The organism is Parasedimentitalea marina, from assembly GCF_004006175.1.
GTDB classification, from domain to species: domain Bacteria; phylum Pseudomonadota; class Alphaproteobacteria; order Rhodobacterales; family Rhodobacteraceae; genus Parasedimentitalea; species Parasedimentitalea marina.
In genome coordinates this window covers 14,750-40,279 of sequence record NZ_CP033219.1, presented here as the reverse complement: position 1 = coordinate 40,279, position 25,530 = coordinate 14,750, and the positions used below count along the sequence as shown (strand labels likewise).

Below are 25,530 nucleotides of genomic sequence, written 5' to 3'. Positions count from 1 at the left end.
CTAACTGGCATAGGGTCGTAAGAACACTGGCGCATCTGCCGTCGACATCTTAGCCTGATATTTATACCCGCCGACGTCGAAATCCTTTAAACCGTCAGGATCCCGCAACCGGTTCTGAATGATAAAACGCGCCATCGCGCCACGGGCGCGCTTGGCAAAGAAACTCACCACTTTGGGAGATCCGTCTTTGTCTTCCATGAACACCGGCGTGATCACTTTCAGCTTCAAAGCCTGGGGGGCCACCGCGCCAAAATACTCTTTGCTGGCACAGTTCACCAATACCTGCGCATTCGTCTCTTGCCCCTGAGCATTCAGCGCCGTGCTGAGCTGGTCGCCCCAATACTTATACAGGTTCTTGCCGCGCCGCGTTTTCAATCGGCTGCCCATTTCCAGCCGGTAAGCCTGGATCACATCCAAAGGTCGCAAGACACCGTAAAGCCCGGACAGAATACGCAAATGATCCTGCGCCCAGGCCATTTCATCACTGTCCAGCGTCCCGGCCTCAAGTCCAAGATAGGTATCACCAGCAAAAGCCAATGCCGCAGGTCGGATAATGTCAGCTGATGGTTCTTCAGAAAAGTTGCGGAACCGGTCACGGTTCAACCGGGCCAGATCGTCGCTCAAATCCATCAGCTTTTTCAAATCACGCAGCGTGAGATTGCGTGCGGTTTTCACCAACCGGCACGCATCGGCCTGAAAGTCAGGCTGCGTCACTGCGACTGTGCGTACTGCCCAGTCCAGCCGCTTGGCCGGTGAAATAACGACCAGCATCCCAGTCTCCTTATTCATATGCGACATTCTCTAACTCTCAGACTGCAATACATTTAGAAAGGCGGCAGCAAACCGATCTGCGCGTTTGTCACCAAGTAAGCGCGCAAGCCCCGCCTCGTCAGTGGAGCGCAGCTGGGCCACCTTCGCCAATAGGCTGGCAGAACAACTGAGTGGTTTTTCAGTGCCTGCCTCGCCGCGTGCCAACATGCTTTGCGCCTCTAACAGCGCATCATACAAAGTCCCCGCCGACCGTCCTGCCAATTTTCGCCGGGCTGGGTGTACCTCATCAACAGCACCGTTGATAACCGCAAGAAACAGATCGCCATAGCGTTCCAGCTTTTTCGCGCCTACGCCACCCACATGGGCCATCGCATCCAGATCCGTGGGTCGGGTTTCTGCCATCTCGATCAGCGTGCGGTCTGGAAAAATCACATAGGCAGGCACCTTCTGTGCCTCAGCCAAGGCCCTACGTTTGGCTTTTAAAGCCGACAGTAGCGGTGCGTCTTCCTCGGCAACCAGGGCTTTGACGGCGGGGCGGCGGCTGGCTGTTTTGATCGAATCCTTGCGCAGAGAGATTTGCGCCTCTCCCTTCAGCACCGGCAGCGCCGCCGCGGTCATCTGCAACGCACCGTGGCGTTCGGGGTTGGGGCGTACCAGGTCATGGCCCATCATCTGCCGAAACACAGCCTGCCATTGCCGCTTGTCATATTCGTTACCACAGCCGTACACCGACAGTTGATCATGGCGACGTGCGCGGATCTTATCTGTCTCTGTTCCGGTCAGAATATCGATCAAGTGACCCGCACCAAACCACTCTTCCGTACGCAGAATTGCTGAGAGCGCCTTGCGCACCGCCGTGGTGCCATCGAACACCTCGGCGGGGCTGTCGCACAGGTCACAATGGCCGCAGGGTTCCGTCACCTCGCCAAAATATCCCAGCAGGTTTTTGCGGCGACAGTGGAGCGCCTCGGCCAGTCCCAACAGAGAGTTCAACCGGGCATGATCGGCGGCACGCCGTTCGGGAGGGGCCAGGCCTTCGTCGATCTGGCTGCGACGCAGACGAATGTCGTCTGGGCCAAACAGGGTCATCGTCTCAGCTGGGGCGCCATCGCGCCCGGCGCGGCCAATTTCCTGATAGTAAGACTCGATGCTTTTGGGCAGGTCCGCATGGGCGACCCAGCGAATGTCCGGCTTGTCGATCCCCATGCCAAAAGCCACCGTGGCCACCACTATCAGCCCATCTTCGCGGGCAAATCGGGTTTCGACGTTGCGCCGGTCCTCGGCCTGCATGCCACCATGGTAATGGCAGGCCACATGTCCATCATCGCGCAGCGCCGATGCCAGCGCTTCTGTCTTGGCACGGGTGCCGCAATACACAATGCCCGACTGGCCCTTGCGTGCGGCGGCAAAACTGAGGATCTGTCGGCGTGGCCCATCTTTGGTTGCAAATGCAAGATGAATATTCGGGCGATCAAACCCTCGCAAAAAAGAACGTGGCGGCTGACCGTCGAACAGTTTTTGTACAATTTCGTCGCGGGTTTCTGCATCCGCCGTGGCGGTAAAGGCAGCCAAGGGAACATCCAAAGCCTGCCGCAGCTCACCAATGCGCAGATAGTCCGGACGGAAATCATGGCCCCACTGACTGACACAGTGTGCCTCGTCCACCGCAATCATGCTAACGCCGATGCGCCGCAACATGCCCATAGCCGCACCCGACGCCAACCGTTCTGGCGCCATATACAACAGCTTCAGCCGCCCGGCCTCCAGGGCCTCCCAAACGGCGTCGGTTTCTTCTTGGGTATTGCCGGATGTCAGCGCACCAGCCGCGACGCCTGCCTCTTGCAGGCCCCGCACCTGATCCCGCATCAAGGCAATCAACGGGGATATCACAACTGTAACACCTTCGCGGATCAGCGCCGGCAGCTGAAAGCACAGGGATTTGCCGCCACCGGTCGGCATAATCGCCAACACGTTTTCACCTGCAGTCACGGCATCAACGATCTCTTCCTGACCGGGCCGGAAGGCGTCAAATCCAAAGACATCGCGTAAAAGGGGGGAAGCGCCTGGCAGGGCTGTCATAGGCGGGAGGTCTCGCGTGGGGGTGTTGCTGATCGTTTGATCGGCACAGTCTCACATGCGGAATCGCACAGCAAGGGCCAGTTGGCCCCTACTTCTTTTTGCGCCTAAATACTCACTACGGAGGCTTAGCCCCGCATCTTTGGTCAGTAGAAGGCCGAAATATTGTTAGCCAGGATGATCCGCGCGGCATAGACCCCGATCAGCACCACCAGCGGCGCCAAGTCGACCCCCCCCATATTGGGCAAAATACGACGCACTGGGCCATATACCGGCTCAAGCATTCGGTTCAGGAAATACCAAATTTGCCCCACCAATTGCTGATGCAGGTTCAGCACCTGAAAATTGATCAGCCAGCTCATGATCACATGAGCAATAATAAAGAACCAGACGATGTCGAGGACAAGCATCAGGATTTGGAACAACGACAGCATCTTATTTCCTTCTTTGGATCCGTCCCAGACGTAAGCAGCAACACCGCAAAGCGCAAGCCTTCCGCGAAGTTGTGGTTGACGCTGCTGCAAAAGAAGGCATGACAGCTTCAGATTACAAAGGTCTTACCCATGTTCCCCATTGTTCGCCTGATCAAGGATTTGCTCGTCGCTCGACGCATGCCACCTTTGGAGCTAACGGAGACTCATATCTCGCATCACATTTGCTGGCCCTGGGATCTGGATATCTGGATGGAGCTCAACAATGGCCGCGCGATGACGCTCTATGATCTGGGCCGCACAATGAACGCCCAACGGGTTGGATTGATCACGGCCATCAGCAAACACCGCTGGGGCATGACCATGGCAGGCAGCACCGTTCGCTTTCGTCGCCGCATTCGCGGCTTTGAACGGTTTGAAATGCGCAGCCGGGCGGTGACATGGGACGACAAATTCATCTATCTGGAACAATCAATGTGGAAGAAGAACGGTGAATGCGCCAGCCATGTGATGTTCAGATCCGCAGTAACCGGCAAAACCGGTATAATACCACCAGCGCAGGTTCTGGCAGAGATGGGTCACGCCGATGCCGTGCCGCCGCCAATGCCCGATTGGATCAAGGCCTGGTGTAAGGCAGACGCCCAACGCCCCTGGCCGCCGATGCAAGATAGACTTGCCTAACGGCAACTGCCCCTGCCATACCTGCTAAACAGTTAGTTTGGGGATGGTAGTGCAAGAAATTTCAACACGTAAGCGCATTTGGGGATGGTATTTCTTTGATTGGGCCAGCCAACCCTACCACACACTGCTGGTCACCTTTGTCTTTGGACCCTTCTTTGCTGCCGTGGCTGCTGACTTCTTTATGGGGCAAGGACTGGCAGACGATGCCGCCAAAGCACAGGCGCAGACAATCTGGTCAATGTGTTTGACCGTAACCGGGTTGATCATCGGCTTTGGCGGGCCATTTCTGGGGGCTTTGGCTGACATTTCCGGACGTCGTATGCCCTGGATCCTTGCCTTTTCCGTCATGTATGTGATTGGCGCTGGCGGCTTGTGGTTCATGGATCCGGCAGGTTCAAACCTGACATGGATGCTGATCAGTTTTGGTATTGGCTTTATCGGCGCCGAATTTGCACTGATCTTTATCAACTCACAACTGCCATCTCTGTGTAACAAGGATGACGTCGGTAAAATCTCGGGCTCGGGGTTTGCCTTTGGCTATCTCGGTGGCGTGATATCACTGTTCATCCTGCTGTTACTGTTTGTTGAGCAAAGCAACGGCAAGACACTGATCGGATTGGACCCGGCATTCGGACTGGATGCAGCCACACGTGAAGGAACACGCGCCGTCGGCCCGATCACCGCCTTGTGGTTCGCAGTCTTTATGATCCCTTACTTCTTGTGGGTGCGGGACGGGAATCGCACCGGCCAGCGTGGCAGTTTTGGTGGCGCAATCCAGTTGGTGGTGCAATCCCTGAAAAACCTGCGCAACCGGTTAAGCTTGGCCAGTTACCTCGGCTCATCCATGCTGTACCGCGACGCGCTGAATGGCTTGTACGGATTTGGCGGCGTCTATGCGCGACTGGTGCTGGACTGGGAGATCACCTCGATCGGGATCTTTGGCATCGTCGCCGCGATTTCGTCAGCGCTGTTCTGTTGGTTCGGAGGTCACGCCGACCGGCGATTTGGGCCCAAACCAGTGATTGTTTTTTCTATCATAGTCCTGACGATGGTCTGCACCATCATTGTTGGCATGTCTCGCGAACAACTGTTCGGAGTGCAGTTGGCCACGGGCTCGACCCTACCGGACATGATTTTCTTTGGCTGTGGTGTATTGATCGGTGGTTTCGGCGGAATCCTGCAGGCCACCAGTCGCAGCCTTATGGTGCGCCATACCAACCCAGACCGCCCGACTGAGAGCTTTGGGCTATACGGTTTATCGGGCCGCGCCACTGCGTTTCTGGCACCAGCCCTCATAGGGGTTGCCACAACCCTCACCGGCAGCGCACGCTTGGGCATATCGCCAGTGGTCGTCCTGTTTATTCTGGGGCTGATTCTACTGATTTGGGTCCGCGCCGAAGGAGATCAGGAGTGAAACATCTACTTGCCAGTTTGTTCCTCGTTTTTTGTTTAACCAGTACGGCAAGCGGTGAAACCGCGGCCAAGCAACTGTTTGGAGCCAAGCCCAGCGGATCAGATCAAAAACCGGCACCCTTTGGTTCCTATGCCAAAGGCTGCGTGGCTGGTGCAGTTCAACTGCCCGAAACAGGGGCCACCTGGCAGGCCATGCGACTGTCACGTAACCGCAATTGGGGCCATCCCGAAACTATTGATTTCATAGAAAAACTCAGCCGATTTGCAGCCAAACAACGCGGCTGGGACGGGTTGTACATTGGCGACATCAGCCAACCTCGCGGGGGTCCGATGCTGTCCGGTCATCGCAGCCACCAGGTCGGTCTTGATGTCGATATCTGGATGCTGCCACCTGAACGGCTGGACCTGAACAACAGGCAACGCGAAAACCTGTCTTCCATTTCAATGCGCCGTGCCAACGGAGCTTATGTAAATTCCAGCTGGACGCCTCAGCATCACGCCATTTTGCGCGCCGCAGCAAAAGACAAACGAGTGGCCAGGATATTTGTGTTCCCTGGCGCCAAGGTGCAAATGTGCAATGATGAGACCGGCGACCGTCGTTGGTTGCGCAAAATTCGTCCCTGGTGGGGACACCATTATCATTTCCATGTGCGTTTAAAGTGCCCCAAGGGGGCCCGTGGATGCACCAATCAGGCTGCACCACCAAAAGGTGACGGATGCGCAGATGCCCAGACCTGGGTTAATGATATCCTGAATCCACCCCCCCCCAAACCGGTTGACCCCAACGCACCAAAGCCTAAACCTCGCCGCGAATACACTTTGTCGGATTTACCAAAACAATGCGCCTCGGTACTGCAATCAAACTAACGCTCGGCTTGGCCCTTGCAGCAACTCTGGGGATTGTTGCCCATGCTGCAAACCGTCCTGAAACAATTAACACTGCGTCCTATTTGGGCAGTTACACCTGGCAGATTAACGCAAAATGGTTTGGCGGCCTCTCTGCGCTTTCGCTTAGCCCAGATGGCTGTTCCATGACCATTCTCAGTGATCGCGCCACCCTCGCCACTGCTCAGATCGATCGCGACGTAGGCCAGATATCCGGGATCGAAATTAAGTCAGTGCATAAATTACGCGCCTCCACCGGAGGGGTTTTGAAAGGTTTTACCAAAGACAGCGAAGGGCTCGCTATTGCCCCCGATGGAACCATCTACGTCTCTTTTGAGGGAATCTCGCGGGTGGCACGCCACCGCAAAGCAAGCAGTCGCGCCGAAGTGTTGCCACGCCCCAAAGCATTCCGCAGACTGCCAATCAACAAGGCGCTAGAGGCCCTTGCAAGTGATGCACGCGGACACCTCTACACCTTGCCGGAAAACGCATTGAACAGTGACGGCCAAATTCCTGTCTGGCGCTGGAATGGTCGAAAATGGTCGACCCCCTTTACCCTTCCACCCAAAGGCGGCTTTTTTCCTGTCAGTGCCGACTTTGGCCCCGATGGTCGCTTTTACCTACTTGAACGCGATTACGGGTTTTTCGGATTTCGCAGTCGGTTGCGCCGATGGGATTTCACCGAAAAAGGCCCCAAAAACGAACAGATCCTGTTGCAGACGTCCTCTGGCCGGCATGACAATCTGGAAGGACTTTCGGTCTGGCGTGACGCCACTGGGCGCCTTCGGGCCACAATGGTGTCCGACGACAATTTCCTGATATTGCAACGCACAGAATTAGTAGAATACTCCCTTCCCGACTAATCCTAATTCCAACTTCTCGATGTACTCCCGCGCCTGCAGGGTGCCCAGGCTTCACCTGCGCATCCGCAGCAGGCTTGGGCGTGGCGCCGCGCTTTGCGCGGCGCCACGCCCAACGGGAGGACGGCATCCAGGATGCCTGACGACGGACGGGAGAACTCCGAATACCCAGTCGAAAACCCGACCAAAGGCAAAGCACTTGCCAAACCAAAAAGTCTCGACTAGGTGGTCCAACTGCCTACTTAAATCGCACATCAAGTTGCCGCTACCTTGTAAAAACGGACCAGAAAATGACACGCATACATCTTCCCGGAATTCTCGCCATGGCAACAATTGTCGTGGCTTCCAATATCTTAGTACAGTTCCTGTTCGGCCAATGGCTAACTTGGGGCGCATTCACCTATCCGATTGCCTTTTTGGTCACCGATGTAATGAATCGCGTCTATGGAGAAGGTCCGGCCCGCAAGGTTGTACTTATCGGTTTTGTTGTTGGTGTAATCTGCTCACTGATCGGCACGCAGATCATGGGTGAATTTGGTCCCTTGGTTACGCTGCGTATCGCCATTGGCTCGGGCCTCGCGTTCCTTACTGCGCAGATGTTGGATATCTCGATTTTCTCAGCCCTGCGCAAAGGTGCCTGGTGGCGTGCACCGTTGGCGTCAACATTGGTTGGGTCACTCGTTGATACCGCTCTCTTTTTCACCATCGCCTTTTCAGCGGCACTGGTCTGGATCGAACCAGCCAATGATGTCTCTTGGGCCGGCGAAATGCTGCCGCTGCTCGGCTTTGGCCCAATGGCCCCGCTTTGGGTTTCATTGGCCTGTGCAGACTGGGCTGTAAAGCTATCGCTTGCGCTGATCGCTCTGGTCCCTTTCCGCATCATCGTGCGGAAGCTATCCCCCGGCACCACATGATTTTGTTTTGACATCTCCACATTTTGTGCCACGCTGCTTGCATGCGTAACAAATGAAAGGAGGTACTCTATGTCTATTGGGAACTTGGAGTTTGGTGTCGGAACAGTTCGGGAGACTCGGTGCTGAGGCAACCCTTGGCAATTGCAGAAACTGAATTGGTTATCGCCTAACCGGCGCACCTCCGAAACTCAAGAAGGGCTGTCCGTTGCGCTTTCGGTCAGCCCTTTTGATATTTTAAAGCAAATAATGTGACCCTTTTGGGAAAATCAGGTACAAACCCGACCTGACAATCAGGCTTTCACAGACCCAAGGACATGACCCATGCTGCGCATCAACGACACTATCGCGTTGCAAGACTGGGAATTGACCGAACACTTTGTCCGCGCCTCGGGTCCCGGCGGACAGAACGTGAATAAAGTCGCGACGGCCGTTGAACTCCGGTTCGAGGCTGATCGGTCCCCCGCCTTAACCGGACCCGTCAAAACCCGCCTGAAACGATTGGCAGGGCGTCGCTGGACCAAAGAGGGCGCACTGATCTTGCAATGTGATGAAACCCGATCACAGCAACGCAACCGCGATATTGTACGCGATCGTCTGGCCGATCTGATTCGCAAGGCACTGATCGCCCCCAAACGCCGTATCGCGACCAAGCCAACCCGCGGATCAGTTCAACGCCGCATCACAGCCAAGAAACAGCGCAGCGTCTTGAAAACGACGCGGGGTAAAATTGGCGACGATTGATCCGGTGATTGCACCCACCTGACACGCTGCTACCGTGCCGCTAAGTCAATTTGGAGAAAGCCATGCGCCTGAACGGAAAAACCGCCATCGTCACCGGAGGTGCCTCAGGATTTGGCGCCGGAATCGTGCAGAAATTCCTGACCGAAGGCGCCCAAGTGATGATCGCTGACATCAATGGCGCCGCGGCCACCGAAATGGCTGAAAACTTCGGTGCGAGCTGTATCGCGCAGCAGGTGGATGTCGCCAACCGTTCCTCTGTTGATGCCATGGCGCAGGCCGCAATCGCTGCCTTTGGCCATGTCGATATACTGATCAACAACGCCGGTATCACCCACCTGCCAACCCCTTTGGATGAGGTCAGCGAAGACGATTTTGACCGTGTCTTCAATGTGAATATGAAATCAGTCTACCTCACCGCCCGGGCTTTGGTTCCGCATATGAAATCGCTCCAGTCCGGTGCTATCCTTAACGTTGCCTCGACGGCTGGGGTCAGCCCACGTCCCAATCTAAACTGGTACAACGCCTCCAAGGGGTGGATGATCACGGCAACCAAGGCGATGGCGGTTGAACTGGCATCGCAGGGGATCCGGGTGAACGCCATCAACCCCGTCGCCGGCGAAACTCCATTGTTGAAATCCTTCATGGGGGAAGACACCCCTGAAAAACGTGCGCAGTTTATCTCGACGATTCCAATAGGCCGCTTTTCCACTCCCGAGGACATGGGTAATGCTGCCTGCTATCTTTGCTCGGACGAGGCCAGCATGGTGACTGGCGTCGCGATGGAAGTCGACGGGGGGCGCTGCATATGAGCCGTGTCAATCTCGCCGAAAAACTGGCGCTATTCTCGACCCACTGGGACCCCAAGGTTATTGCAGACTACAATGACAACGACATCATGGTGGTGAAATTTCAGGGCGAATACCCCTTTCACAACCATATGGACACCGATGACTTCTTCCTGGTTCTCGAAGGCGAGATGGTCATGGATATCGAAGGCCAAGACCCCGAAGTGGTCCGCGCTGGCGAGATCTACATCGTCCCCAAGGGCGTAACGCACCGCCCGCGCGCCCAGAACGAATGCAAGGTTCTGCTGATTGAACCCAAAGGGGAACCCAACTCTGGCGATCCGGCAACTGCTGCGCCAAAACCAAGGATCTGACGACGGCCCATTGGCCTTAGTCTAATTATCTCTACCGAGGGCAGTGCACTTTGGCCTGCCCTCACCGCCCTTTTTTGTGCAGGAAACCACCATGAAGCCCGGCCCCAAGAACCTGATCACCGATGTCCCCGGCCTGAAAGTCGGTAATGCACAGGATGACACTCTGAAATCCGGCACCACAGTCTTGACCGCAGATCAGGCATTTACGGCCTCAGTCCATGTGATGGGCGGGGCTCCGGGGACCCGCGAAACAGACCTGCTGGCACCCGATAAATCAGTGGCGAGAGTAGACGCACTGACCCTGTCTGGCGGTTCGTCCTATGGGCTGGATGCCTGTAGCGGAGTGGTGGACGCTCTGCGGGCCGCAGGTCGGGGCTACAAACTGGGACCGGCAGTGATCCCTCTGGTTCCGGGGGCAATCCTGTTTGACCTGTTGAATGGCGGTGCCAAGGATTGGCAAGACAACCCTTACCGCGCGCTGGGTCGGGCTGCGTTTGACGCCGCCGCCGAGGATTTTGCCCTCGGCACGGCGGGTGCGGGCACCGGCGCGTTGACTGCGATGGTTAAGGGCGGTCTGGGATCGGCGTCCTTTGTACTGGATAATGGCATCACAGTTGGCGCACTGGTCGCATCCAATCCTATTGGTGCGGTCACCACACCCGGAGACCGGCATTTCTGGGCCGCTCCGTTTGAAGTCGACGGTGAATTTGGCGGTTTGGGACCGGACCCAGCTGCAGGGTTGGGGCGAAATCTCGATAGTCGCAAGATGGCAAGCATGATGGCTCAGGCCAATGGCCAGTCGCTGCCCCAGGATCGTGGCAATACAACAATTGCCATCGTCGCCACCGATGCAACACTCAGCAAGGCCCAGTGTCAACGACTGGCCATAGCGGCGCATGATGGTATCGGACGCGCCACGGTGCCGGCGCATTCACCGGGGGATGGCGATTTGGTTTTCGCCCTCAGCACCGAATCCCATGCCCTGCAAAACGCCGAATCCGATCTGGCACTCATCGGACATGCGGCATCACTGTGCCTTAGTCGGGCCATTGCCCGAGCGGCATATTGTGCCAATCCCATGCCCGGCGATCTTCTTCCCAGCTGGAAAAGCCCGGATTAACGCGATCACGTATGTTTTAAGTGATATACATCAAACTTGCCGCTCCTCCAGTTGACTATTATGCCACGAAGGCAAGTAATGCCTTTAGCCAATTGAACCGGAGCAAACATATGAAACTATTCGCCGCAGCTGCGTTCGTCAGCCTCCTCGCCGCACCCGCATTTGCTGAGGGTGACATCGCCAAGGGCCTAAAATCTTTTAACAAGTGCAAAGCGTGCCACAGCGTCGTCTCGGACGATGGTGAAGTCTTCGTCAAAGGCGGCAAGACAGGTCCGAACCTCTGGGGCCTTCCTGGCCGTGTTGCCGGCACCACTGAAGGCTTCAAATACAGCAAGGATATGGTAGCCGCAGGCGAAGGTGGTCTGGTTTGGGACGAAGAGCAATTCGTTGGCTTTGTCACCAACCCCAAAGAATTCCTAAGAACCGAAACAGGCAACGCCAAGGCCAAGTCGAAAATGTCCTTCAAGCTGAAAAAAGGCGGCGAAGACATCTTTGCCTTCCTCGCCAGTGTCAGCCCGGCTCCGGCCGCTGAGCCCGCTGAAGAAGCCGCCGAAGAGCCTGCCAGCAACTGATCCGGCGCTTACATTGAGACCTATGAAAAGCCGCCGCAACTTGTTGCGGCTTTTCGCTCCATTGCTTTTTAGGGCGGCAGCGACTAGCGATTAACCCGGATATGTTCCGATACGGACGAATCCTGATAAACAACAATCGCGGACCCTGAATGAACTCTTTAATCCCAGCCTGGGTGGACGGTGTCCTTACCCCTGTCGACAAGCTTTACGCCCATGAAACGGGTTTGAAACACAAGGCGGTTTCAGTGTTTGTCGTCAAAGGTCTAGAAATCTTGCTTCAGCGCAGGGCCTTGGGCAAGTATCACACACCGGGCCTTTGGGCGAATACCTGCTGCACCCATCCAATGTGGGGGGAACAACCCTCTTCCTGTGCGGTGCGCCGGATGGAGCAGGAACTGGGTATCACGGGCCTCTATCCGGAGTTTCGCCATCATCTGGAATATCGCGCTGACGTCGGCAATGACATGGTCGAGCATGAGGCCGTTGATATCTTTTTGACCCATGTGCACCATCCGCTCGCGTTGGATGTGAACCCGGATGAGGTCATGGATACCCGTTGGGTCAATTACCATGATTTACTGGCCGAAGTGGCTCGTTACCCCGGACGGTTCACGCCCTGGCTGAAAATCTATTTGCAAAACTATGCCGATGTCATTTTTGGCCCAGATTTGATTATCGCCTCCAAGACTTGAACGCTGCGGCACAGGGACCTGTGCCTTGCCTGCAAGGCGCCACCGTGCTTCTTGTGATCCAATGACTTGGAGGACGTTGAATGACCATTCTCATCGCAGGCGGCGGTATCGCAGGGCTGACTCTCGGGCTGACACTGCACCAAATTGGCGTGTCGTTTCATATCTATGAGGCCACAGCCGAAATCAAACCCATGGGCGTTGGCATCAACCTGCAACCCAATGCTGTGCGTGAGCTACTGGATCTGGGTCTGGCAGACGAACTGGACGCCATTGGCGTCAAAACGCAGCAATACGGCTTCTATTCCAAACTAGGCAAAACCATTTGGGAAGAGCCGCGTGGAACCTGGGCCGGCTATGCCTGGCCGCAATATTCGGTACATCGCGGCGCCTTGCAGATGATGCTCTATCGGGTTTTGCTCGACCGTGCAGGACCTGACTGTATCACCACCGGCGCCCGTGCCAGTGGCTTTGAGAACACCGCAAGCGGTGCGTCACTGCTGCTTGCCGATGGTCGTCGAATTGACGGCGATCTGATTGTCGCCGCCGATGGCATCCACTCTGCTTTGCGTGCACAGATTGCACCGGACGAGGGCGCACCCATTTGGAACGGCCGCATTTTGTGGCGGGCTACAACCCGGGCAAAGGCCTTCTTAGGTGGCGCCTCCATGGTGATGATCGGCCATGATGAGGTCCGACTGGTCGCCTATCCGATTTCAACCCCGGATGAAAACGGCATCGCGACCCTCAATTGGATCGCCGAGAAAAGCTTTGATCGATCCGCAGCGTGGAAAAAGGAAGACTGGAACCGGGCTGCGGATATCAACGACTTCCTACCCGATTTTGCCAATTGGCAGTTTGACTGGATCGACGTTCCGGCCCTGATCAAAGCGGCCGAGGTGGTCTATGAATACCCGATGGTCGACCGGGATCCCTTGGATCGATGGACTTTCGGCAATGTTACCCTGATGGGGGATGCCGCACATCCAACCTATCCCATTGGCTCTAATGGGGCCGGACAGGCGATCATTGATGCGCGTGTGATCGGCGCCCGCATCCTTCAGCACGGCATCACCACAGCGGCACTGCAGGCGTTCGAGGATGAGGTCCGCCCCATTGCCACCAGTGTGGCGCGCGCCAACCGGTCAGGCAACGGCCCCGACGCTGTCTTGCAACAGGTCGAGGACCTTTGTGGTGGGGATTTCGACGACATCAACACTGTGATCCCGGTGACTAAACTGGCTGCCCACGCCGAGAAATACAAGACACTGGCCGGGTTCTCGATCAAGACCCTGAACGCAAAACCAAGCATCATCACGGCGGGCGCTCGGGTCTAAACGGGTCACAACCGCGCCGCGCGTCAGCGCGGCGCTATGCCCAAGACCGCTATGGATATGGCGGCGCAGCCGACGATCCAGCGGGCGCGGGAGCGCGCGGTTTCAAACCCCGATCACCGCCTGTACAGCCCGCTTCCAGCGGGCATAGGCAGCCTCGCGACTTTCCGCTGCCAGTTGCGGCGTGAACTGGCGGTCCAATGCCCAGGTCTCGGCAAACCTCTCCTGATCAGGATAAATCCCGGCCCGCATCCCAGCCAGCCAGGCCGCGCCCAGCGCGGTGGTTTCCTGCATCACCGGCCGATCCACCGCCGCACCCAGCAGGTCAGACAGGCTCTGCATGGTCCAGTCGCTGGCACTCATACCGCCATCAACCCGCAGGGTGACATCTGTCTCTCCGCCCCAATCCGCGCGCATCGCCTCCCATAGATCGCGGGTCTGGTATCCCACGCTCTGCAAGGCCGCCCGCGCCAATTCAGCAGGCCCCGAATTGCGGGTCAGACCAAACACCGCCCCGCGGCTGTCGGGCTGCCAATAGGGCGCGCCAAGGCCGGTAAAGGCAGGCACCAGCAACACATCCTGACCCGGATCGGCCTGAGGAGCCAATTCACCCGTCTGACCCGCGTTTTCGATCATACCCATGCCATCACGCAGCCACTGCACTGCAGCGCCTGCAATAAAGATGGACCCTTCCAGCGCATAGGTAGGTTTGCCGTCCAGTTGATAGGCGATAGTGGTCAGCATCCGATTGCTTGAAACCACAGGCGTTTCGCCCGTATTCAGCAGCGCAAAACACCCGGTGCCATAGGTTGATTTCATCATGCCCGGGCGAAAACAGGCCTGACCGATCGTAGCCGCCTGCTGGTCGCCCGCGACCCCCAGAACCGGAATTTCGCCGCCCAGAATATCGGCCTGTATCACACCAAAATCGGCAGCACTGTCTTTGACCTCGGGCAGCATGGCCATCGGTACGTTCAGTACATCGCAGATCTCGGCGCTCCACGCCCCGTTGCGGATATCATACATCAATGTCCGCGCCGCATTGGTGGCATCGGTCACATGTGACGCGCCGCCGGTCAGCCGCCAAATCAGAAAGCTGTCCACCGTGCCAACCAACAGATCGCCATTCCCCGCCTGCTCCCGGCTGCCGGGCACCTGATCCAGAATCCAGCTCAGCTTGGTCCCCGAGAAATACGGATCCAGCAATAACCCGGTCTGATGGCTGATCAATGCCTCATGACCTGCCTCCCGCAGCGCCTCACAGATCGGGGTGGTCCGACGATCCTGCCAGACGATCGCATTATGGATTGCCTTGCCTGTCTTACGGTCCCAAACCACGGTGGTCTCGCGTTGGTTTGTAATGCCAATCCCAGCAATTTCGCCAGCCGTGACATCCAAGTCCGCCATCACCCTGCGACACGTCTCAATCGTGGTGGTCCACAGATCTTCTGGGTCGTGCTCAACCCAACCCGCCTGTGGAAAATGCTGAGGAAACTCTTGTTGCGCACTGCCTGCGACCTGCATCTGGTCATCGAACAATATTGCTCGAGTAGACGTCGTACCTTGATCGATTGCCAGAATATAAGTCATGTCCGCCCCTTAAAATCAGTGTCGAGGCAGACATTAACCGCAAAAATGCTATCGCTACCAGCCCCTACTAAACCGTTAGTACATCAACCGCGATATTGTCGATCAACCGAATGCCGTCCATCCAGGCCGCCACCAATAATCGGGCGGGACGTGTTGGGCGTTCCAGCAGTTGCAATTGCTCGGCGCAGCGCAGGTCGAAATATTCAATATCATTGAACCCTGCCGCCGCCAATTTGCTGCGCGCCTCATCAGCCAGTGGTGCAAAACCCTCGCCACCCGCCAGCCGCGCTACGACCTGCTGCATGATCGGATACAGTTTTGCTGCCCGATCCAGGCCCTCGGCCGACAGCCGTAAATTGCGCGAGGACATCGCCAATCCCGATACCTCCCGCACGGTTGGACACCCAATCACCTTTATCGGGATATCCAAATCGCGCGCCATGCGCGTGACCACCATCAACTGCTGAAAGTCCTTCTGGCCGAAAAAGGCCTGATGTGCCCCGGTTTGCAGAAACAATTTGGCCACCACCGTGGCTACCCCGTCGAAATGACCGGGTCGGAATTCACCTTCCAGCACATCTGCCACTCCAGAGACCGAGACATTGGACGAATATCCTACGGGGTAAATCTGATCGCCGTCGGGGACATAGATCACATCTACATCTAACCCAGACAGCTTTTTTGCGTCCTCAAATTCAGTGCGGGGGTAATTGGCCAGATCAGCGGCATTGTTGAACTGACGCGGATTGACAAAAATAGTCACGATCACCCGATCGCATGCTGCACAGGCCGCTTCGACCAGGGACAGATGGCCTGCATGCAGCGCACCCATGGTCGGCACCACGGCAACGGTTTCCCCGTCCTGAATCCAGTCCGCATGCTTGGCACGCAGCTCACTAAGGCGGCGCAAAATTGGGGCTGTCATTTTTTTTGGGCGCTCTTCTTGGGGGCTTGATCTGCAAAGACGTGCTCGGGCGCGGGGAATTCCCGCGCGCGCACTTCAGCCGCATAGGCGGCAATCGCGGCTTCGGCATCGTCGCCCAGTTGGGCATAACGCTTGACGAACTTGGCCTTAAACGCCGTAAAGAATCCAAGCATGTCATCGACAACCAGAATCTGCCCATCACACCCGGCCGAGGCCCCAATTCCGATAGTTGGGATTGCAACATCTGCAGTGATCTGATCCGCCAATTTTTGCGGCACTTTTTCCAGTACAACCGAAAACGCCCCGGCATCTGCCACTGCACGCGCGTCGGCCAGCACCTTGTCTGCCTGCTCGTCCCTGCCCTGGACCTTGTAGCCGCCCAATGTGTTGACCGACTGTGGCGTTAGACCGATGTGGGCCATGACCGGAATGCCACGCGCGACCAAAAACCGAATAGTTTCAGCCATCTCCACGCCGCCCTCCAGTTTGACCGCACCAGCACCGGTCTCGGCCATCAGCCGGGCCGCATTGCGAAATGCTTGCTGTGGTGTTTCCTCATAGGACCCAAACGGCATATCGATTACCATCAATGCAGACTGCAACCCGCGGGCCACTGCCTGACCATGCATGATCATCATGTCCATCGTCACGCCCAGCGTCGAGGTCAACCCGTGCAGCACCATGCCGACACTGTCGCCCACCAGAACAAAATCACAATGGGCATCCATGAATCGCGCCATCGGCGTGGTATATGCGGTCAGGCTCACGATGGGGGTTTTGCCTTTACAGGCGCGAATGTCTTCGGCACTAGAGGCCGTCTTTTTGGCAGTGGCGCTCATGATGGTCCTGCTGTTTGTTCGCGTTGCGCACGATTAGCAATTTACGCCGCGTGTTTCCAGTGCGCGAAATGTCCACATGGTCTTGATTACGTATCGCAAAGCGGGAACACTCAGTTCAAAGCGTCACCACTTTCAGGCGCGGACAACCAGACGGGGAAATTGATTATGTCATTAAAATCACTAATTCTTGCAGCAAGTTCAGCACTGGCACTGACTGCGGGCGCAGCTTCCGCCAAGGATTCAATCATTGTCGCCATGCAGCTGGAGCCACCTCATCTGGACCCAACCAGCGCAGCGGCAGGTGCCATCGATTCGGTTCTGTACTCCAATGTTTTCGAAGGTCTGACCCGTTTCATGGGGGACGGTGCCGTGGTTCCAGGACTGGCCGAAAGCTGGGAAATTTCCAATGACGGCTTGACCTATACTTTCACTCTGCACGGCGGCGTGGCATTTCACGATGGCACCACACTGGATGGCGAGGACGTAAAATTCAGCCTGGACCGCGCCCGCGCCGAGGACAGCACCAACGCACAAAAGGCCCTGTTTGCCGGCATCACAGATATCACAGTGGTTGATCCGCAGACTGTAAAGGTCACGCTGGCTGAACCAAACGGCAATTTCCTGTTCAATCTGGCCTGGGGGGACGCGGTGATTGTCGCCCCCGAAAGCATTGACGACATCAAGACAAACCCCGTCGGCACCGGCGCGTTCAAGTTCACCAACTGGGTTCAGGGCGACCGGATTGATCTGACGAGAAACGCTGACTACTGGGGCACGCCTGCGGTGCTGAACACCGCAACCTTCAAATTCATCAGCGACCCCACCGCCGCCTTTGCGTCTGTGATGGCTGAAGACGTTGACGCCTTCATCAGCTTCCCAGCGCCGGAAAACATCCCGCAGTTTGAAGCCGACCCAAGGTTTCAAGTGTTGGTAGGCTCGACCGAGGGCGAGACGATTTTGTCGACCAACAACAAGCAACCACCCTTTGATGACGTCCGTGTCCGTCAGGCCCTGGCTCATGCCATTGACCGCCAGGCCATCGTGGATGGGGCAATGTTTGGCTATGGCACACCAATCGGCAGCCATTTTGCGCCGCACAATCCCGCGTATCTGGATCTGACCGCCAACTCTGCCTTTGATCCAGAGAAATCCAAGGCACTGCTGGCCGAGGCAGGCATGGGGGATGGGTTTACAACCACCCTGCACCTTCCGCCGCCGTCTTATGCCCGTCGTGGTGGCGAAATCATCGCCGCGCAACTGGCCGAGGTTGGCATCAAAGCCGAGATCATCAATGTGGAATGGGCTCAGTGGTTGGAAACCGTGTTCCGGGGCAAGGATTTCGGCCTGACCATCATCAGCCACACCGAGCCGATGGATATCGGCATCTATGCCCGCCCCGAGTACTATTTCCAGTATGACAACAAGGGCTTCCAAGAACTGATGACAGACCTCAATGCCACCACTGATCCGGCCAAGCGGATTGAGCTGATGCAACAGGCGCAGACCATCATTTCGGATGATTACGTCAATGGCTATCTGTTCCAGCTGGCACAGCTTAGCGTTGCCAAGGCCGGCGTTCAGGGCCTGTGGTCCAATGCGCCGACACAGGCGACCGATTTGACAGCTGTCAGCTGGGCCGAATAACCCGACCCTCATACAGTCAAAGGCTCCGGAGACGGGGCCTTTTTCATCTCAAACGAGCCGATTATTAGGCATGTCAAAATGACATTCCAACTTTGCGCGGAATCCGCACAGAATTCATCTATACCCTTGGCAATAGACGATTATTTATCTGTAATTTCACGTTTATTTCACCGTCGCACTAGACCTGCGCAAATCTCACTCCTAACGTGTCGCCAATGTTACGCTATTCGCTTAAACGCTTGCTCTCCCTGATCCTCAGTCTGGCCGTCGCCTCACTGGTGATCTTTTTTGTCATCGAAGTGGCACCGGGCGACCCGGCCTCGTTTATGCTGGGGATCAATGCACAACCTGACACTGTGGCCGCGCTCCGCACTGAATTAGGGCTGGACCAGTCCAAATTTGCCCGCTACGCCAATTGGGTAACGGGTATGTTGCACGGCGATTTTGGCACCTCATACACCTATCGCACACCGGTCGCCGGGATGATTTCCGACCGCTTGTGGGTGTCTCTGCCACTGGCGCTCTATGCGCTGGTCTTGTCAACGCTGATCGCCTTTCCGGCTGGCATCTTCGCCGCTGCACGGCGCGGTAAGGGCGGCGACATGGCTGTGATGGGCGCAACGCAGCTGGGTGTCGCCGTACCCAACTTCTGGTTTGCGATGATGCTGGTGCTGATCTTTGCTATCAACCTACGCTGGTTCAATGCCGGTGGCTTTGCCGGCTGGGACAAAGGACTGTGGTCCGGACTTCATTCCCTAACCTTACCGGCAATTTCACTGGCCCTGCCCCAAGCCGCCATTCTGGCGCGAGTAATGCGCTCGGCACTGCTGGATATTCTGGGCGAGGATTTCATGCGCACGGCCCGCGCCAAGGGGCTAAGCCGCCGTCAGGCCTTGTGGCGCCACGGCGTACGCAACGCGCTGATCCCGGTGCTAACCATCATCGGCCTGCAATTCTCGTTTTTGCTGGCCGGGGCAATCATCATCGAGCAGGTATTCTATCTGCCGGGGCTGGGACGACTGGTGTTTCAGGCGATTTCAGCCCGCGATCTGATCGTGGTGGAATCAGTGGTCATGCTGCTGGTCTTTGCGGTGATAACGGTGAATTTCCTGGTCGACCTGGCCTATGCGGCCGTTGACCCAAGGTTGAGGAGCCGGACATGATCCGTAATCTGATCATAGGCGCGATACTGTCATCACTGGTGCTTCTGGCCGCACTGGTATCGTTTGTCTGGACCCCCTTCGACCATACCGCAATGGATATCCCGGCCAAGCTGCAAACCCCCAACACCGACCACTGGCTGGGCACCGACCACTTTGGCCGTGACATCTTTTCCATGGTGATGGTCGGTGCGCGTACCTCGATCGCCGTGGCACTGGTGGCCGTAGGCATCGGCATGAGCATCGGCATCCCGCTGGGCCTGACCGCAGCAGCCCGCAGCGGCAGCTGGCTGGACGAGCTGATCATGCGCGGCAATGATCTGGTGTTTGCCTTCCCGTCGCTGGTGATCGCCATCCTGATCACCGCCATCTTTGGCGCCGGCGCCGTCAATGCGATCATCGCCATCGGCATCTTCAACATCCCCGTCTTTGCCCGCATCACCCGCGGTGCATCGCTATCGCTCTGGCAGCGTGAATTTATCCTGGCCGCCCGCGTCTCGGGCAAAGGTCCGGCGCGAATTTCAGCCGAACACATCCTGCCCAATATCGCCAACCTGTTGATCGTACAGGGCACCATTCAATTCAGCCTGGGCATTCTGGCCGAGGCAGGCCTGTCTTATGTCGGCCTTGGGGCGCAGCCCCCGACACCCAGTTGGGGCAGAATGCTGGCCGATGCGCAGACCATGGTCAGCTTTGCCCCGCATCTGGCACTGATCCCCGGCAGCGCCATCATTGTCACAGTGCTGGGCCTGAACCTGATGGGCGATGGTTTGCGCGACTGGCTGGATCCTAAACTGCGGGTGACCCGAACATGAGCCTGCTGGACATTCAAAACCTATCCATGTCGATCGTCGGCGTTCCGATTTTACAGCATGTCTCACTATCGGTCGCTTCGGGTGAAATTGTTGCTGTCACCGGCGAAAGCGGATCGGGTAAGTCGATGACCGCCTTGGCAGTGATGCAACTGCTGCCGGATATTGCTCAGGCCAGTGGCACGGTCTCGCTGGGCGGCACTAACATTCTGGATCAAAGCGAGGCGCAAATGTGCGCCCTGCGCGGGGCCTCTATCGGCATGGTGTTTCAAGAGCCCATGACCGCGCTCAACCCGGTCCAGACCATCGGCGACCAGGTGATGGAAACCATCCTGATCCACAAGGCGATGCCCAAGGCCAAGGCGCGCCAACATGCGCAAGACGTACTGGAACGTGTCGGCCTGCCTGCTGACCGGTTTCCGCTTAGCCGGTTCCCACACGAGCTGTCGGGTGGCCAACGCCAGCGGGTGGTCATCGCCATGGCCATCGCGCTGCGCCCCAAGCTGCTGATCGCAGACGAGCCGACAACGGCACTGGATGTCACCACGCAGGCGCAAATTCTGGCACTGCTAAAGGACCTTGTGCAGGATTATGACATGGGGCTCCTGATGATCACCCATGATCTGGCTGTGGTAGCTGATCTGGCGGACAAAATCGTTGTCATGCGGCGCGGCAAGGTCATCGAGGCTGGACCAACCCAAGACCTGCTGACCAATATGCAGCAACCCTATACCCGCATGCTGTTTGCTGCATCGAACCATCAGGTGGCCCTACCGCCGCCGCCCAAGCCCAAACCATTGTTGCAGGTCAAGGATGCAGTGCGCGACTATGCCCTGCCCCGTACTTCGCTGTTTGCAGCGCCTGGCCACTACCGCGCGGTCAAACAAGTCAGCTTTACCCTGAATCGCGGCGAAAGACTGGGGTTGGTTGGCGAATCCGGCTGTGGAAAATCGACCCTGACCCGGGCAATACTGGGATTGGAGCCGCTGCAGGGCGGCCAGATCCTTTTGGATGGACAGCCTGTTACCCCGACGCAGGGCGCGGACATGCAACGCAAAATGCAAGTGGTGTTTCAGGATCCGTTTGGCAGCTTCAATCCACGTCATCGGGTGGACCGGCTGATCACTGAACCCTTCTACCTGCTGACCGATCCCCCCAAGGGTCGTGCCCGCCAAAACCTGATCGCAGAAACGCTGATCGCGGTCGGACTATCCCCCAATGACGCCACAAAATACATTCACCAATTTTCTGGCGGACAGCGCCAGCGTATTGCGATTGCCCGTGCACTGATCACCCGGCCCGAACTGATCTTGTTCGACGAGGCGGTTTCGGCGTTGGATGTATCCGTGCGGGCACAGATCCTCGATCTCCTGGCAGATCTATGCGAATCCTACGCATTGACCTATCTGTTCATCAGCCACGACCTGAACGTAGTGCGTACCATCACGGACCGGGTTCTGGTGATGAAGGCCGGCGAGATTGTTGAACAGGGCGCTACAGAGACGGTGTTTTCCGCCCCTCAGCACCCTTACACCCAGTCGCTGCTAGCTGCCGCACCAAAGTTGCCCGAACTGAGCAAAGGGGTCATCACCGCATGAGCCTGACACTTACCCTGATCCTCCCGCGGGAGCGCGCCTTTCTGGCCGCTGCTCTTGCACCATATTTCGGCGAGGTCGCCCCAACCGCTGGCGTCAACCCAGACGACCGCGCCGAACAGGTCCTTCACCGCAAAGACGTCACCGCATTCTGGATCAAAAAAGACACAGCCCGTATCGGTTTTGCTATCGTCTTGAACCTGCCGGATGACCGTCGCGAACTGTCCGAATTTGCAATTTTCTCAAAACACCGGCGGCAGGGCTTTGGCTATGAGGCCGCGCAGATCTTGCTACAGGAATTTCCCGGCCGCTGGCGCATGGGCCTGTCTGCGCACTCGCTGCAAGCTGCCGCATTCTGGGGCACCTGCCTGAGTGGCATGCCCGGCGTGCGCGAGCTGCGCGAAGGCGCCCCATATACCGAACACCAGATAAAAAGCTACACTTTCGACATAGCAGGACCCAATGATGACTAACGTGCAATCCCTTTGGTTTGATCCCACTACCTGCCTGATAAACGGTGAGTGGAGCGCTGCTGTCAGTGGCGAAACTCTGACACTGGTGAACCCATCAGATGGACGCGATATTTGCCAGATTGCACGCGGTGGCAAAGCGGACATCGACGCGGCAGTGCAGGCCGCCGATGCAGCACTGAGCGGCGACTGGGGTCGCATGACAGCACTGGAACGCGGCCGCATCCTGACCCGGATTGGGCAACTGGTCCTGGAACGCGTCGACGACCTTGCGGCGCTTGAAGCACTGGATGTCGGCAAGCCCCTGACCCAGGCCCGCGCTGATGCGATCGCACTGGCCCGCTATATGGAATTCTACGGCGGCGCGGCAGACAAGGTACACGGCGAAACCATCCCCTATCTGGACGGCTATACCGTCTACACGCTGCGTGAACCGCATGGGGTGACGGGGCACATCGTACCGTGGAACTATCCGATGCAGATCATCGGCCGGTCGGTTGGTGCTGCACTGGCAATGGGCAATGCGGCTGTCCTGAAACCAGCCGAAGAGGCCTGCCTGACAGCTCTGGCCTTCGCCCATATCGCGCAAGAGGCTGGATTGCCGGCCGGCGCATTGAACGTCGTTCCGGGACTGGGCGCCGAGGCGGGCGCCGCACTGTCGTCTCATCCCGGCGTTCACCACATATCATTCACCGGGTCGGTGGCCACCGGCGCGCTGGTTCAGCAGGCGGCAGGCAAGAACGTGGTGCCTGTCACGCTGGAACTGGGAGGAAAATCGCCGCAGCTGGTGTTTGACGACGCAGACCTTGATGCCGCTTTGCCGTTTCTGGTCAATGCCGGCATCCAAAACGCCGGTCAGACCTGCTCGGCCTCGTCCCGCATTCTGGTTCAACGTGGCGTCTATGATCAGGTCGTCGCGCAGATGAGTACGGCCTATAGCGAATTGACTGTTGGACCCGCCACCCAGGACTTGCGGTTGGGGCCGCTGATCTCGACCCGGCAGAAGAGTATTGTCGAAGGGTTTCTGACCAAAGGTGCGGATTTGACCCTGGCTGCGCAGGGTAAAATCGTTGACGGCACGCCGAATACTGGCGCCTATGTCCGCCCTACGCTGTTCGCCGATGTCCCCGCAGATCATCCCTTGGCGCAGGATGAAATCTTTGGGCCCGTTCAGGTGATTATTCCCTTTGATACGGAAGATGAGGCACTGGAGATTGCCAACTCTACCGATTATGGCCTTGTCGCCAGCGTCTGGAGCCGGGACGGCGCGCGGCAGATGCGGTTGGCGAAAAAGTTACGCGCCGGTCAGGTGTTCCTGAACAACTACGGCGCTGGCGGTGGGGTTGAGCTCCCCTTTGGCGGTGTCGGAAAATCAGGTCACGGCCGCGAAAAAGGCTTTGAAGCACTCTATGGGTTTTCGCACCTGAAAACAGTCGCAGCACACCACGGATAGGTCACCAAAACTGCCGCATTGTTTCGCGCACGAAACAATTCACGGTAGTATTGCGGTTAGAAAGCATTGGGCCGGGTGGTTATACAATCACCCGCTGCCGATCTTGTTCGCCGACGCCAAACACGCGTTTGTAGCGTTCAATCTCACCCGCGGGGCCCATTGCTTTTTCCGGGTTATCCGACAGCTTCACCGTTGGGCGGCCATTGGCAGAAACGGCTTTGCACACCAAAGAGAACGGTGCCAATCCCTTATCCGGAACCAACCCGCGAAAATCGTTGGTTAAAAGCGTACCCCAGCCGAAGGAAACATTCACCTGGTCAGAAAATTTCGCATGTAGTTCCGCGATTTTGTCGACGTCCAGCCCATCCGAGAAAATCACGCGCTTCTGGCTGAGATCTTCGCCGCGCTCTTGCCACCAGTTGATCGCAATCTCAGCGGCGGTTGCCGGATCACCACTGTCGATGCGGATACCGGTCCATTGGTTCAGCCATTCGGGTGCATGATCCAGAAAACCCTTGGTGCCATAGGTATCCGGCAAAATGATGCGCAGATTGCCTTCGTGTTCCTCGCGCCAATCCGCCATCACATCATAGGGAGCCTGCGCCAGGGCTGCATCATCTTCGGCCAGCGCTGAATAAACCATCGGCAACTCATGTGCGTTGGTGCCAATCGCCTCCAGCTCGCGGCGCATCGCAATTTTGCAGTTCGAGGTGCCGGTGAACTTAGACCCCAACCCCTCGCTCATCGCCTGAACGCACCAGTCCTGCCACAGGAATGAGTGTCGGCGACGGGTGCCAAAGTCAGCGATGCTCAGCCCATCAATTTGACGTAGCCGTTCAATTTTCTCCCAGACTTTGGTCATGGCGCGGGCATAGAGAACCTGCAGTTCGAACCGATCAAGCCGGTTCAATACCGCGCGGCTGCGCAATTCCATCAACACTGCCAATGCCGGGATTTCCCACAGCATCACTTCGGGCCAGCTGCCTTCAAACGTGAGCTCGTACTGATCCCCCCGGCGCTCCAGGTGATACGGAGGCAGGCGCAATCCTTCGAACCATTCCATAAAGTCAGGCCGAAACATCTGCCGTTTGCCATAGAACGTATTGCCGCGCAGCCAGGTGCTTTCGCCCCGTGACAGCGTCAGTGTCCGAATGTGGTCCAACTGCTCGCGCAATTCGCCCTCGTCAATCAGGTCGGCCAATGGCACCTTGATTGAGCGGTTAATCAGCGAGAACCTTACCTGCGTGTCCGGCTTGTTGCGGAAGACGGACTGGCACATCAACAATTTATAGAAATCAGTATCAATCAACGATCGCACGATCGGATCAATCTTCCACTTATGATTATAGACCCGGGTTGCAATATCCACCGGCGACCTCATTCGTTAGTTCACTGG

The 25,530-nt window shown here is 57.1% G+C and carries 25 protein-coding genes; 18 read left to right on the top strand and 7 right to left on the bottom strand.

From position 1 onward, the window contains the following. The 3 genes from yaaA to EBB79_RS00170 form a co-directional block, all read right to left on the bottom strand. Complete coding sequence (yaaA, locus tag EBB79_RS00180) at nt 1-771, bottom strand: peroxide stress protein YaaA (RefSeq protein WP_127746901.1); 771 nt, start codon at nt 769-771, stop codon at nt 1-3. A gap of 30 nt (nt 772-801) precedes the next feature. Continuing rightward, nucleotides 802-2,850 (bottom strand): DNA helicase RecQ, encoded by a 2,049-nt coding sequence (recQ, locus tag EBB79_RS00175; protein ID WP_127746900.1) that lies wholly within the window; start codon nt 2,848-2,850, stop codon nt 802-804. 143 nt (nt 2,851-2,993) lie between these two features. Then, entirely contained in the window at nt 2,994-3,281 is a 288-nt protein-coding gene (locus tag EBB79_RS00170) for a YggT family protein (protein WP_127746899.1), read from the bottom strand. 129 nt (nt 3,282-3,410) lie between these two features. On the opposite strand from EBB79_RS00170, the gene EBB79_RS00165 reads away from it, so the two are divergent. From EBB79_RS00165 to EBB79_RS00110, 12 genes are all read left to right on the top strand, one after another. After that, nucleotides 3,411-3,959, top strand: coding sequence for an acyl-CoA thioesterase (locus tag EBB79_RS00165; protein WP_127746898.1), 549 nt, complete (start codon nt 3,411-3,413; stop codon nt 3,957-3,959). A 49-nt stretch (nt 3,960-4,008) separates the two neighbouring features. Then, on the top strand, nt 4,009-5,373 hold the full coding sequence (locus EBB79_RS00160; protein ID WP_127746897.1) for an MFS transporter: 1,365 nt from the start codon (nt 4,009-4,011) through the stop codon (nt 5,371-5,373). A gap of 17 nt (nt 5,374-5,390) precedes the next feature. After that, nucleotides 5,391-6,239: a penicillin-insensitive murein endopeptidase gene (mepA, locus tag EBB79_RS00155; protein WP_238705101.1), complete on the top strand. Its 849-nt coding sequence runs from the start codon at nt 5,391-5,393 to the stop codon at nt 6,237-6,239. Beyond that, nucleotides 6,212-7,120: an esterase-like activity of phytase family protein gene (locus tag EBB79_RS00150; protein ID WP_127746895.1), complete on the top strand. Its 909-nt coding sequence runs from the start codon at nt 6,212-6,214 to the stop codon at nt 7,118-7,120. Before mepA ends, EBB79_RS00150 begins: the two co-directional genes overlap by 28 nt. Nucleotides 7,121-7,407: 287 nt before the next feature. Beyond that, entirely contained in the window at nt 7,408-8,031 is a 624-nt protein-coding gene (locus EBB79_RS00145; RefSeq protein WP_127746894.1) for a queuosine precursor transporter, read from the top strand. Between the two features lie 321 nt (nt 8,032-8,352). Then, entirely contained in the window at nt 8,353-8,772 is a 420-nt protein-coding gene (gene arfB, locus EBB79_RS00140; protein WP_127746893.1) for an alternative ribosome rescue aminoacyl-tRNA hydrolase ArfB, read from the top strand. Between the two features lie 62 nt (nt 8,773-8,834). Beyond that, nucleotides 8,835-9,581, top strand: coding sequence for an SDR family oxidoreductase (locus EBB79_RS00135; RefSeq protein ID WP_127746892.1), 747 nt, complete (start codon nt 8,835-8,837; stop codon nt 9,579-9,581). Next, nucleotides 9,578-9,931, top strand: a complete 354-nt coding sequence (locus tag EBB79_RS00130; RefSeq protein ID WP_127746891.1) for a cupin domain-containing protein — start codon at nt 9,578-9,580, stop codon at nt 9,929-9,931. The genes EBB79_RS00135 and EBB79_RS00130 overlap by 4 nt, the downstream gene beginning before the upstream one ends. A 91-nt stretch (nt 9,932-10,022) precedes the next feature. After that, nucleotides 10,023-11,051: a P1 family peptidase gene (locus tag EBB79_RS00125; RefSeq protein ID WP_127746890.1), complete on the top strand. Its 1,029-nt coding sequence runs from the start codon at nt 10,023-10,025 to the stop codon at nt 11,049-11,051. Nucleotides 11,052-11,161: 110 nt separating this feature from the next. Continuing rightward, nucleotides 11,162-11,623 (top strand): c-type cytochrome, encoded by a 462-nt coding sequence (locus tag EBB79_RS00120; RefSeq protein WP_127746889.1) that lies wholly within the window; start codon nt 11,162-11,164, stop codon nt 11,621-11,623. Nucleotides 11,624-11,772: 149 nt separating this feature from the next. Beyond that, nucleotides 11,773-12,315: an isopentenyl-diphosphate Delta-isomerase gene (locus EBB79_RS00115; protein ID WP_127746888.1), complete on the top strand. Its 543-nt coding sequence runs from the start codon at nt 11,773-11,775 to the stop codon at nt 12,313-12,315. An 80-nt stretch (nt 12,316-12,395) separates the two neighbouring features. Continuing rightward, entirely contained in the window at nt 12,396-13,649 is a 1,254-nt protein-coding gene (locus EBB79_RS00110) for a flavin-dependent oxidoreductase (protein ID WP_127746887.1), read from the top strand. Between the two features lie 102 nt (nt 13,650-13,751). Here EBB79_RS00110 and glpK read toward each other — a convergent pair whose 3' ends face one another. From glpK to panB, 3 genes are all read right to left on the bottom strand, one after another. After that, complete coding sequence (gene glpK, locus EBB79_RS00105; protein ID WP_127746886.1) at nt 13,752-15,236, bottom strand: glycerol kinase GlpK; 1,485 nt, start codon at nt 15,234-15,236, stop codon at nt 13,752-13,754. 67 nt (nt 15,237-15,303) lie between these two features. Next, nucleotides 15,304-16,161, bottom strand: coding sequence for a pantoate--beta-alanine ligase (panC, locus tag EBB79_RS00100; protein WP_127746885.1), 858 nt, complete (start codon nt 16,159-16,161; stop codon nt 15,304-15,306). Then, nucleotides 16,158-17,000 carry a 3-methyl-2-oxobutanoate hydroxymethyltransferase gene (gene panB, locus EBB79_RS00095; RefSeq protein ID WP_127746884.1) on the bottom strand — a complete coding sequence of 281 codons (843 nt, stop codon included), beginning with the start codon at nt 16,998-17,000 and terminating at the stop codon, nt 16,158-16,160. Before panB ends, panC begins: the two co-directional genes overlap by 4 nt. A gap of 165 nt (nt 17,001-17,165) precedes the next feature. On the opposite strand from panB, the gene EBB79_RS00090 reads away from it, so the two are divergent. From EBB79_RS00090 to EBB79_RS00065, 6 genes are all read left to right on the top strand, one after another. Next, complete coding sequence (locus EBB79_RS00090; RefSeq protein WP_127746883.1) at nt 17,166-18,644, top strand: ABC transporter substrate-binding protein; 1,479 nt, start codon at nt 17,166-17,168, stop codon at nt 18,642-18,644. A 215-nt stretch (nt 18,645-18,859) separates the two neighbouring features. Then, nucleotides 18,860-19,807: an ABC transporter permease gene (locus EBB79_RS00085; RefSeq protein ID WP_127746882.1), complete on the top strand. Its 948-nt coding sequence runs from the start codon at nt 18,860-18,862 to the stop codon at nt 19,805-19,807. Beyond that, a complete protein-coding gene (locus EBB79_RS00080) occupies nt 19,804-20,619 on the top strand; it encodes an ABC transporter permease (protein WP_127746881.1) in 816 nt (271 codons plus the stop codon). Before EBB79_RS00085 ends, EBB79_RS00080 begins: the two co-directional genes overlap by 4 nt. Continuing rightward, entirely contained in the window at nt 20,616-22,214 is a 1,599-nt protein-coding gene (locus EBB79_RS00075) for an ABC transporter ATP-binding protein (protein WP_127746880.1), read from the top strand. The genes EBB79_RS00080 and EBB79_RS00075 overlap by 4 nt, the downstream gene beginning before the upstream one ends. After that, on the top strand, nt 22,211-22,684 hold the full coding sequence (locus tag EBB79_RS00070) for a GNAT family N-acetyltransferase (protein WP_127746879.1): 474 nt from the start codon (nt 22,211-22,213) through the stop codon (nt 22,682-22,684). Before EBB79_RS00075 ends, EBB79_RS00070 begins: the two co-directional genes overlap by 4 nt. Next, nucleotides 22,677-24,134, top strand: coding sequence for an aldehyde dehydrogenase family protein (locus tag EBB79_RS00065; protein WP_127750817.1), 1,458 nt, complete (start codon nt 22,677-22,679; stop codon nt 24,132-24,134). Before EBB79_RS00070 ends, EBB79_RS00065 begins: the two co-directional genes overlap by 8 nt. 79 nt (nt 24,135-24,213) lie before the next feature. Here the strand turns inward: EBB79_RS00065 and pncB are convergent, their stop codons facing one another. Next, complete coding sequence (pncB, locus tag EBB79_RS00060) at nt 24,214-25,503, bottom strand: nicotinate phosphoribosyltransferase (RefSeq protein WP_127746878.1); 1,290 nt, start codon at nt 25,501-25,503, stop codon at nt 24,214-24,216. Between the last annotated feature and the right edge of the window lie 27 nt (nt 25,504-25,530).